The following is a 10,511-nucleotide window of genomic DNA, read 5'->3' as shown; positions in this document are numbered from 1 at the left end:
GGATTTTTATTACAAGTGGCTCACTTTTTTCCTGGCGTTTTCTTTAATTCTGGCTTACTTTTATTCTAGCGTTTATACCGGTATGACCTCGCTGAATTTTTGCATTTCCATTATTCACATAACAGCGGAATTCATTTCCATTCCTGCCCCTGTTATGATGTCGGCAGGAGGTGATTTATGTCGTGAACGATACTTTTAACGACAAATCTTATAACGAAGCCGTGAAAATCGCTCATCTGCGCTTCGCAGTCATAGCTCCTGTCATCCAGGGGCTGTTTACTGAACCCACCAAAACGGCTTACTACAAAAAGGTGGCAGAAAAACCACTGAAAATGCCGGATGGCAGGGAGGTGTTTTTAAACTATAACACTTTTGAAAAATGGGAGGCCTGCTATAAAAGGGATGGGATGGACGGTCTTATGCCGAAGCCACGCTCTGATGCAGGAGTCTCCCGTGTCCTTCCGGATACTGCCATAGCCGAGATATTCCGACTGAAGCAGCAGTTCCCGCGCATTAATGCAACTCTCATTTATACAAAACTTATTGCCGACGGCTTTATTAAGCATTCTGAAGTATCCCTATCTGCTGTACAACGATTCATTAAAAAGAACGACCTCAAATCTGCAAGGAACCCGAACATTAAAGACCGTAAGGCCTTTGAAGAGGAATTCCCATGTGACATGTACCAGGCGGATACCTGCCACAGCATTTATATCACAGAAAACGGCGTCAAACGGAAAACCTATTTATTCCACATAGTTGATGACCATTCAAGGATGATTGTCGGGGCGCAGTTTTTCTATAATGACAATTCCTACAATTTCCAGCTTGTTTTAAAAGAATCCATTGCACGCTACGGTCTTTGCAGAAAGCTTTATACAGACCACGGTGCGCCGTATTCTAATGGGCAACTTAAACTTATCCTTGGCTCCCTCGGCATCATTGAAATCCACGCCCCAGTTCGTGACGGTGCTGCCAAAGCGAAGGTAGAGAGGTCATTCCGTACCATAAAGGACACTTGGCTCAACGGTTTTAATCCGTCAAGCGTCAAATCCCTTGAGCAGTTAAACCGCTTGCTGGCCGATTATGTCAGGATGCGCAACAATTCGCTCAACCGTGATATCGGCGAAACACCGATGGAACGCTATTCAAGGTATCTTGACCGCATCCGCTTTCCCAAAAGCCGGGAATGGCTTGACGAATGCTTTATGAACCGCATCATAAGAAGAGTAAATAACGACTCTACGGTTTCCATTGATACTGTTTCCTATGATGTACCGATGCAGTTCATCCGCATGAAGGTGGAAATCCGCTTTCTTCCGGATGACATGAAGAATGCCTATATCCTGTACGAAGGGCGGCGCTATCCCGTTCGCCCAACCAACAAGGTGGAGAATTCCCGTACAAAAAGGGAAAACACTCCTTCCATTGACTATTCCGTGAAGGGAGATATTGAAGGTGTATAAACATTTTTACGGCCTTACTTTTAATCCCTTTGACAAATCTGCACCGGTAAAAGATGCCTTCCTTTCAAAGGATCATCTTGAAATGCAGAATCGGCTTTCCTTTCTGAAAAAGACCAGAGGAATTGGACTTTTTACTGCACCACCCGGCATGGGAAAGACTTACGCCCTGCGTTGTTTTGCCGACAGCCTTAACCCGAACCTATGCCAGATGAGCTACACCTGTCTTTCCACTATCAGCGTGACAGAGTTCTACCGTCAGCTCTGTATGCAGCTCGGCCTGGAACCGTGCGGGCGAAAAACGGAGATGTTCAAAGCCATTCAGGACAGGGTGCGTCATCTCATAAAAGAGAAACATAAGACCATCTTGGTAGCTGTCGATGAATGCCAGTATCTCAGTACCGGTATCCTCCGGGATTTTAAACTACTTATGAACCAGGATTATGACTCCGTGGACTGCTTCGCTCTTATTATGGTTGGTCTTCCACATATGAATAGTATTCTGGAAAAGCCCGTACATGAAGCTTTAAAACAGCGTATTGTGGTTCATTACAACTACTGCGGACTGTCGGCTGAAGAAACAGCAGAATATATTTATTCACGCATTGAAGCCGCTGGCGGTGCCCGCTCCATCATTGATGAAGCTGCTGCCCGTGCTGTTGCCGGCTACTGTCAGGGAGTACCCCGTATTATTAATTCCATCATAACCAATGCTCTTATGCTTGGGGCACAGCTGAAAAAGCAGTGCATTGACTCAGAAATCATTCTTGCTGCCAGCAACAGCCTTGCGTTAGGTTAGGAGGTGCCTCATGACAAATACAAAAATTTCTGCCTCCCTTTATCCAGTAGCCTTTCACTGTCGTGAAAAATTCGGTCGGAAGTATGAGGAATGGGACGGATATGTAAAATACATTCAAAATCATGGAAGTCACTATGAAATACATATTGAAAGCCGCAGCGGTTTTATCTTTATCATTGGAAAATATTTAAACGGCGGTTTCATCAGCATTCCCGCTTTTGGAATCGGATGTGACCTGGCCGGTTACAGTGATTATTTCTGGAACAATGAACACCTGGCAAGGCTTATGAATCCCGTGGATGCAGCCACGGTTGCAGAGGCTCTGCGGACTTTAAGCAAAAACAGGTATATATGATTAAACGAGCCACAGTGTTCTTAACATTGTGGTTCAGTTTTTCCAATTTGATTATTGACGGCAAAGGGCTGTTTTTCTGATAATAACGCGCCATCCTGAAATCAAAGTGTCGCTATGCTGCTGAAAACAGCAGAAAACAATCTGCAGTTTGACCGGATTTCAGTTTGCCGTTCAACAGGTACACCATAGTACGCAATTTTCTGCATATACTTCACAGTTAAATAGGAGAGCCGCGCATGAAAGTTTATAGCAATTCAATATCATAAATGTTTTCTAAACGTATTATTTTGGTCTTGGAAATTCCCTTTTTATCTACGAAAGTTCCCTTAACCCATTCATTATCAACATCACATATTTCGCATTCAATACTTACTTTTTTCCCTGTAAATGGATGTAACTCCTCACATCTAATTATACATTTTTGTCCTTTTAAATCACTTATTAGTTTTGTCATTTCACTCTTCCCCCTACGATTTTCCTTTAAAAACTTAATTTCCCTTTCAAGTTTATTAAACTTTGAAGAATTGCCTAGAACTAATACAAATGCTATTAAACCAAAGATTTCCATAAATATCATCCTCTACATTCATTTGGGTTATAAGTGCAATAGATTCTACAATTGCGACCTACCTCAACTATATATTGTTTCCACGAACCGATAAAATGATGATTTTCTGGCTTACGCTTTGGATGTCAAAATCGCACGAATGGCTTATTTACTGGGTTTTTGACACGCTCACTTCTCCACCCTTGACATCAATACTACTGTCTCAACATGCCTTGAGTGTACAAAAAGGATGTCGTACCCCTCTGGTACTCCCTTGGAGGGAAAGTATCTGATATCATTATGCATTTAAAGGCGTCGAATTCGACGCCTTTAAATTATTTTTCGCCCTTAGTATCTTCAATTAATTTATCAAAATCAGATTGAAACAGTCTGTCCTGGATAATGCGGTATTTCTCAAACTCGCTTTCAGCATGAGCTTTAGCAATTTCCGCCGTTACCTTCCCTGCATCCAGTAAAACATCATGGTCGGCTGCCTGTATGAAGCGGTTTAGTCGTGTTTCCCAATCCTGCATGGTCATAGGTATATGCCGAAGTGCCATACTCTCGGCAATGTCTAAATAGGCAGAAACCAGCCGCTGCAGCTGTCCCATCTCAAATTCGCTCAGGTAGTTTTTAGCTACCGATACGTCGAATTTCTGGATTTTTCCATGAGGTGCATCTTTCCATGTTGTCAGCCCCATATGTTCCTTTCCTGCGTCGGCACGGGTATATATAACTTCTGAAGCAGTCTGTCCATGAATTGCCCAATGAAGCTTGTTTTGGACAGTGGCAAAAAAACGTTTTGTGGCACTTGCATTTACATCGTAATCAATGGCAGTCGCATAAATATCGGTAATTTTTTGATAAAACTTCCGCTCACTAAGACGGATTTCACGAATACGCTGGAGTTGCTCTTCGAAATATTGCTCTGTCAGAATAGACCCACCATTTTTCAGGCGTTCATCATCCATAGCAAAGCCTTTGATAGTGTAATCCTTTACAATCTGATTTGCCCATTTTCGGAATTGGACAGCACGTTCATTATTCACTTTAAAACCCAAAGCAATAATCATTTGCAGATTATAATGTATTGTGTTATATTGCTTGCCATCAGCCGCAGTTATTCGAAAATTTCGAATAACTGAATTCTCCTCAAGCTCAGAATCTGAAAAAATTTTTTTAATATGATAATTAATCGTGTTCGTTTCTACGTCATATAGCGTTGCCAGCATCTTCTGCGTAAGCCAGATGTTTTCATCTTCATAGCGCATTTCAAAACTTTGAGGATTATCGCCAGTAGCTGCCACATATGTCAGGTATTCCGCAGCACTGGAACGAATGGTGATTTCGTTTTTCTTTTTAATTTACTTCCACCACCTTGAATATATTGTTGTCCGCCACCTTCGTTTTCAACTGCTTACAATTTGTATACGGTTGAATTCGACGCTTTAATCTGCATGATTATTCCATTTTTGAGCATATTTATTCAATAGATATATTATGAATTATGGCCATCAATTCATCAACAACTTGATCTACAGAACGATTATTTATGAAATACTTATTCTCTATTTTTTTAAAAATCCTTCTTGCATATACAATATCTTCATGTATATCTTTAATATAATAATCTTTATGTTCTTCCTTATATGCATCATCTTTATATATATTGTCATTTTCATCAGAAAAAACCATTCTCTCAAAAATGTGTTCTTCTGAATCCTGTAATTCAATAGCAATTACCTGTTCCAAGTCTAAAAGTGAGTTAAAATGCCTTGCATAATAAATTGGACTTACTGCAATAACGATGTTATCTCTATATTCTTTCAGTAAATCCCTTAATATCTTACCCTTTATTTGACCTCGTTCATATGAAAATGGGTGATCTTGCATAAATTTTTCTAAGGTCGTCTGAAATCTCTTTTTTATTTCTTCATCCACATCAAAAAAAGAATAATTCAATTTTTCGGCAAGCTTCTCACCCGTTACAGTCTTTCCTACATTCGTTATACCAAAAAGCATAATAACCATTATTATAACCCCATCACTTTCCGCAGCATTTTTTATATTTCATTCCACTGCTGCAAGGTCAAAGAGACAGTCATAGCATAAAACAAGCCTTTCAGCTTGTTTCTTCAGCATTGGGATTTACCCTAGTCAATCTATGCAGAGGCTTTACCCTCTACTCTTACTTACAATTATTAGCATATCATAAGTTCAACCATTCTGGAATAACCTTTTGTCCTGAAACCCATCTGTTCGGAAAATCATAATAAAGGCATCAAAAACCTGAATTTTGTCAACTTTATTTCTGATAATAGCTTCATTATAAACTCCGTTTGTGCATACAGCCTTCTTCAGAGTATCCAGTATCCATTCTTCATCCAGAGTAGGGGAATGTGAACAAGCATCTTTGCCTTTTTCAATTCGTATCGCACATCTCCAGACGACCTTGCCTCTTTCTGGCCTCCTTCGGTAAGAAGTGCCGCAATCGCCGCAAACGAGCAAATTACCCAATATGTATTTTCCGTTATATTTACTTCCGCTGGTTTCTACTGTGCCATCCTCGTTACTGACGAGCCTTGCACGCTTAGCTATTTCCTCCTGTACCTTATCAAATACTTCAGCAGAAACAATAGCCGGATGGCTATTCTTAACATAATATTTGTTCCGTTGTCCTATATTCTTGCTTTTCTTACCTGTCATAAAATCCTTGGTCAAAGTCTTTTGAAACATCGTATCGCCCTTATATTTCTCATTCCTGAGCATATTCTGAATCGTTTTTGTATCCCAAATTCCCTTGCCAGTTGCAGTTTTAATCCCCTGGGATTCCAGAAAAGATTTTATTTGTCCCAATGACAGCCCCTGCAAATACAAGTCAAACATTTTTCTGACGACCTCTGCCTGCTTCGGAACAATAACAATTTCGCCGTCAACACAGTCATATCCCATAAAATTCTTATACTTCGTAAAAATATCGCCCTTTTCAAACTTGCGTTGAAATCCCCACTGAATATTCTCGCTGGTATTTCGGCTTTCGTCTTGTGCCAGCATTCCCCTCAGTGTAATCTCAAATTCCTTATCTTCATTGATCGAATCCAGGTTCTCATTTTCAAAATGCATATTGATCCCTCGCTGTCTTAAAAATCTTATAATCTTCAAAACTTCCAGTGTATCTCTTGAAACTCTGCTAATTGACTTGGTAAGGATGTAAGCGATTTTGCCTTTAGCCGCTTTCCTTAGCATTTTATTCAGCCCGCCTCTGCCGCTTCGGCGCAGCAGGATTATGGCTTCAACGTGCCTTGAGGATACAAAAAAGATGCCGCTGGAACCTGATAGGGCCTTGGCAGCAGGGTATGTTTCTGAAACAGTCGCCTGGGGAGGACATTAAACAATCACACAGCTGTTCCTGAATCATGCTCTTTTAAATATTTCTTATAGTAGAAATTTTCATAAATTGTAGATTTCAATAGTCCCATCAAATTAATTACATTTTCTCTATATTTTATGTACTCATTCAATGTGACTCCACGAGTCCGGTCACCATGTGCCAATGCATTTCTTTTGTTAACAACTTCATTAATGTCTGTTTGGAAATCATCAACAATAGAAAAATCAATCTCCAATTTATAAAGCAATTTCTTTAGAACACTAGACTTTAAGTTAGATTCTGTATCAACCACTCCGTCCGGTATACATAATGTCTTCCCTACAATATCAACATACTCAGAAAAGAATTCCCTCCTACGTCCATATAATTGCAAAATCCCATCTTCTTTCAGCGCTCTTTCTCCTAAATCAACAGGCTTATGATTTGAATTAGCAAGATTTACAAAGCTCTTCTCAATTGTTGCAGCTGCTAATCCATGTTTTATTCTAGACACTAATTCATTAGTTCTATTTAAGTAGTCCACATAGATTAACAAAGACTGTTTGCAAAAACCCTCAAAATACGAATATAACATAATAGTTAACATCTTTCTGTAATTTTCATTAAACACTTCATTTTGAGAGTATGTGGCCATAAAGTTTTCGTATTCTACGAGTTCACTTATTCGATTACTATATTCAATTTCAAGCTCTTCCAGTATATTTTCACATAGTTCAGAAAACGTCATATTCATTCACCTAATTTGTTAACAATGAATTGATATCGATTCATCAAAACACCCGAAGAATTTTTTCCTCCACCTACAGTGTATAATTTAAAAGTTTTATCCATTTTAGCTTCTTTGATTTTTTCAGTAAATTTGCTAATAGGGTAGCTACCATTTACAAGTTCCTCATATATTGATTGCATACCTGTTGTAATTGCTTCATATTGATAAACATTGAATCCAGAAAGCTTCTGAGAATTATTTTTATATACTGCAAAAGCTTCTTTTCCGAGAGAATTATTTAATATTCTAAAGGTATTTTCAAAGACCTCTTTTTCCTTAAAATAGTTGAATTTAGGTTCATGTAAAGTATCGCCCATGGATATTTCCTCCATGTATTCTGTTAAGAATGAATCTACATTGTGAGAAAACGATGAAAACTTATTCTTCAGTGCAAAAAAACGCAATACAAGTTCTTCTGCAAACTTTTTCTTTTTTTGATTTTTACTTACATATGCTAATGTTTGCAAAAAATCTGCATTGCTTGCTAAATCATTAATGAAATCAATGAATTTGTTATCTATCAATCTAATTGAGCAATTCCGAAGTTCTTGATAAGATAATTTTTCACCTCCAGTATTTAACCGCTTGAACATATGGTATTTTAACTGAGGATTTATTCCCTTGCGTAAAACATCCATTCGAACAAAAGATCTTTTAGCTTTTATTTTCATGCTTGCCGGTAAATCATCGAAACGCTTTCCATTTAATTCTGGAATTATATCACACCCGCTTAAAGCAAATCCCCTTTCAACATCTGCAGCAGTATCTTCTTCATCCTCTAAGACTTCATCATTTTCATCAACATCTTCAATCAACACATCAGAAGCCATTTTAGGTTCAACTGGAAGTTCCTTTAGTAAACCTCTATAGTTTAAGTATGACGATATTCTTTGCAAACCATCAATTAATTCGTAGCGTCCGTCTTCAATCTCTATTGCATAAATTGGTGGAATAGGCATTTCTAATAGTAACGATTCAACAAATCTTGACTGCCTTGAAATGTCCCACCTAAATGTTCTTTGATAGTTTGGAGTTATTATCAACTCATCATTTTTGTACATATCAGCTAACTCATTAAATGAAATATCAAGTGAGGTGATTTTTAATTCTTTTATTCTCTCATCAATAATCGCAGTTAAATTATTCTCCATTTGCACTATCCTTTCCTAAAAGTAATTACCGATTCAACGGATCTTTTTGACTTTTTATATCCCCTACTTTTTGTATTTATATAATTCATATTATTTCTTACTTCATAGTCGTTTTTTTCTATTATTGAAAAGCCGCAAGACTGAGCAAATTCTATGACAATTCCGGGTACATCTACATAAACATCTTTAAACCACGAGTCTTGGACTACTATAATTGCAATTCCGTTTTTATTGAGTATCCTATATATCTCTTTCACCGATTCATACATTCCAATAAAGTATTGAATGAATGTTTTATAATAGTAACTCTTTGCTGCCTTACTTTGGTGTGTTAAAATTTGTTCCATCGTATTTAAACAACTATTTGATACTTCCAAAAACTGAATATGTTGAGGGGGTTTTGAGTAATCTATTCCTTTTCTAATCGTAGGTGTCCCAATCATCTCCCTACGCAAATTCTGGATATCGGAGCTATTATATCCTAGTAATGATAATTCAATTTTTGTATACACAGCATAATCAATTCTGGTGCAATACGGAGGAGAAGTGATAACCATATCTGCGGTTTCATTTTTTAGTGGGATGCTTTTCGAGTCCCCAATAGACAAATATATCTTTTGGAGATCAACGCCTTCTGAGCAGTCAGTTTTCATACTTTCAATATTACTTAAATAGAGCTTAACTAGCTCTGATGAATCAATATTTAACTTCTCAATATTTTTAGATTTAATCCAAGTTGGATTTGAACCAACAAAAACTTTTGTAAATTGTTTAATAGTGGTAAACAATGCCAAATAATAAAAAGACATTTCATAACTTAATGTCTCAATATTACATAGCCCTTTAATACGTATAAGTTTCCTATCATTTTGCTTAAAGCCAGTAATGTTCTGTATCACTTCCTCAATATTCCGAATTATTGATAAAGACTCTAACGTAAACCAGTTATTCAAAGGATCTTCTGAATATTCTTCATTTGATAGTTGCGTTGGTATAATTAATGATAACTGAATCTTCATTTCTTCTATATCCAACATTTTAGCATTATATAGTTTTGCTTTAGCTATGAGAATCATAGCTGGATTTATATCAAACCCATAACATGTTAAATGCATCATGCTCGCCACTAATGTGGTTGTTCCTGATCCATTCCAGGGGTCAACGATAACAGGACTTTTAAAAGTATTTCCGTATTTCTCAATTGCATGTTTGATAAATCCATCGGCATATCCCGCATAATAAAAATACCAACTATTCTGCGGGTACACAGGATTGTCATTATTTAATTTAGGTGAAATTTCCATATCTAATAGCATTTTAGCCTTTCATTTTTTTAATTTTTATATCTCTGTTGTCCAGAAGATGTCTTTTCTATTAGCATATTTTAGAATAGCCAATTACTGTTGCTAATTCTATTCCATTCATATCTCTTTTTTTAATCAACCCAGTACGCCCAATCTGTAAATGAGAGTAGTCATCGTTTGGAGTAAGAAATATATGAAACAAAAGCAGCAGAACTATTACCACTTCACATAACACAGGAAAGACTCGGCTCGATAACCAATCTCGCGGCAGGCCTTTTCAAATCATTTAGTTATCTGCAGATACAGTTGCTCAAGTCGCTCATCCCCGGCAGCCTTTTTCAGTTCACATTCCCAGACGATATACACATTCCATCCATCTTTTCTAAGGGCAGCATAGTTTTCTTCATCACGTTTGCGATTTTTCCTAAGCTTTGGCTCCCAGTAGTCCTGATTGGACTTTGGAAGAACAAAATCAGAGCATCCCTCGTGGCAGTGCCAGAAACAGCCGTTTATGAACACAGCTGCTCTGTACTTCGAAAGCAGAATATCAGGATGACCAGGGTATCTTTTGTCATTTTTTCTGAACCTCAGTCCTTTAGAAAACAGGAACTTTCGCACCATTGTCTCCGGTTGTGTGTTCCGGCTTCTGATGTGTGACATATTGTAGCTTCTGGTTTCTTTAGAATGTGTATCCGCCATATGACTGCCTCCGAAATGGTTCCTCTCGGATCA

The 10,511-nt window shown here is 37.8% G+C and carries 11 protein-coding genes and 1 pseudogene; 3 read left to right on the top strand and 9 right to left on the bottom strand.

The genetic code is table 11. The annotated features are described in order from the left end of the window. Positions 1-182 precede the first annotated feature (182 nt). From Ga0451573_RS18125 to Ga0451573_RS18115, 3 genes are read left to right on the top strand one after another with little or no spacing between them, the layout of a single operon-like run. Complete coding sequence (locus Ga0451573_RS18125) at positions 183-1,466, top strand: DDE-type integrase/transposase/recombinase (protein ID WP_231685575.1); 1,284 nt, start codon at positions 183-185, stop codon at positions 1,464-1,466. After that, a complete protein-coding gene (locus Ga0451573_RS18120) occupies positions 1,459-2,262 on the top strand; it encodes an ExeA family protein (RefSeq protein WP_231685574.1) in 804 nt (267 codons plus the stop codon). The genes Ga0451573_RS18125 and Ga0451573_RS18120 overlap by 8 nt, the downstream gene beginning before the upstream one ends. Positions 2,263-2,272: 10 nt before the next feature. Then, on the top strand, positions 2,273-2,617 hold the full coding sequence (locus Ga0451573_RS18115) for a DUF6618 family protein (protein ID WP_231685573.1): 345 nt from the start codon (positions 2,273-2,275) through the stop codon (positions 2,615-2,617). A 244-nt stretch (positions 2,618-2,861) separates the two neighbouring features. On the opposite strand, the gene Ga0451573_RS18110 is transcribed toward Ga0451573_RS18115, so the two are convergent. From Ga0451573_RS18110 to Ga0451573_RS18075, 9 genes and pseudogenes are all read right to left on the bottom strand, one after another. Then, entirely contained in the window at positions 2,862-3,185 is a 324-nt protein-coding gene (locus Ga0451573_RS18110; protein WP_231685572.1) for a hypothetical protein, read from the bottom strand. 314 nt (positions 3,186-3,499) lie between these two features. Then, complete coding sequence (locus Ga0451573_RS18105; RefSeq protein WP_435052301.1) at positions 3,500-4,471, bottom strand: virulence RhuM family protein; 972 nt, start codon at positions 4,469-4,471, stop codon at positions 3,500-3,502. A 175-nt stretch (positions 4,472-4,646) separates the two neighbouring features. Next, positions 4,647-5,195, bottom strand: coding sequence for a shikimate kinase (locus Ga0451573_RS18100; protein ID WP_231685571.1), 549 nt, complete (start codon positions 5,193-5,195; stop codon positions 4,647-4,649). Positions 5,196-5,208: 13 nt separating this feature from the next. After that, a pseudogene (locus tag Ga0451573_RS20340) lies at positions 5,209-5,253 on the bottom strand (SEC-C metal-binding domain-containing protein); the annotation flags it as partial. Between the two features lie 128 nt (positions 5,254-5,381). Beyond that, complete coding sequence (locus Ga0451573_RS18095) at positions 5,382-6,419, bottom strand: recombinase family protein (RefSeq protein ID WP_337833084.1); 1,038 nt, start codon at positions 6,417-6,419, stop codon at positions 5,382-5,384. 140 nt (positions 6,420-6,559) lie between these two features. Continuing rightward, positions 6,560-7,282 (bottom strand): MAE_28990/MAE_18760 family HEPN-like nuclease, encoded by a 723-nt coding sequence (locus tag Ga0451573_RS18090; protein ID WP_231685569.1) that lies wholly within the window; start codon positions 7,280-7,282, stop codon positions 6,560-6,562. Between the two features lie 2 nt (positions 7,283-7,284). After that, positions 7,285-8,475, bottom strand: coding sequence for a DUF262 domain-containing protein (locus Ga0451573_RS18085; RefSeq protein WP_231685568.1), 1,191 nt, complete (start codon positions 8,473-8,475; stop codon positions 7,285-7,287). Positions 8,476-8,480: 5 nt separating this feature from the next. Continuing rightward, positions 8,481-9,791 (bottom strand): site-specific DNA-methyltransferase, encoded by a 1,311-nt coding sequence (locus tag Ga0451573_RS18080; protein WP_231685567.1) that lies wholly within the window; start codon positions 9,789-9,791, stop codon positions 8,481-8,483. Positions 9,792-10,061: 270 nt separating this feature from the next. Further along, the gene (locus Ga0451573_RS18075; protein ID WP_231685566.1) at positions 10,062-10,478 is read right to left on the bottom strand and encodes a very short patch repair endonuclease; all 417 of its coding nucleotides are present in this window, start codon (positions 10,476-10,478) and stop codon (positions 10,062-10,064) included. Positions 10,479-10,511: the final 33 nt, after the last annotated feature.

The sequence above is a fragment of the Phosphitispora fastidiosa genome (assembly GCF_019008365.1).
GTDB lineage: Bacteria > Bacillota > Thermincolia > Thermincolales > UBA2595 > Phosphitispora > Phosphitispora fastidiosa.
The sequence above is the reverse complement of the archived record's forward strand: the minus strand, read 5'-3'. Positions and strand labels throughout refer to the sequence as shown.

Bases quoted from the DNA above. Each gene is read 5' to 3' on its own strand.
- Ga0451573_RS18115 (WP_231685573.1), top strand. From the start codon at position 2,273: ATGACAAATACAAAAATTTCTGCCTCCCTTTATCCAGTAGCCTTTCAC.
- Ga0451573_RS18110 (WP_231685572.1), bottom strand. From the start codon at position 3,185: ATGGAAATCTTTGGTTTAATAGCATTTGTATTAGTTCTAGGCAATTCT.
- Ga0451573_RS18100 (WP_231685571.1), bottom strand. From the start codon at position 5,195: ATGGTTATTATGCTTTTTGGTATAACGAATGTAGGAAAGACTGTAACG.
- Ga0451573_RS18090 (WP_231685569.1), bottom strand. From the start codon at position 7,282: ATGACGTTTTCTGAACTATGTGAAAATATACTGGAAGAGCTTGAAATT.
- Ga0451573_RS18085 (WP_231685568.1), bottom strand. From the start codon at position 8,475: ATGGAGAATAATTTAACTGCGATTATTGATGAGAGAATAAAAGAATTA.
- Ga0451573_RS18080 (WP_231685567.1), bottom strand. From the start codon at position 9,791: ATGCTATTAGATATGGAAATTTCACCTAAATTAAATAATGACAATCCT.
- Ga0451573_RS18075 (WP_231685566.1), bottom strand. From the start codon at position 10,478: ATGGCGGATACACATTCTAAAGAAACCAGAAGCTACAATATGTCACAC.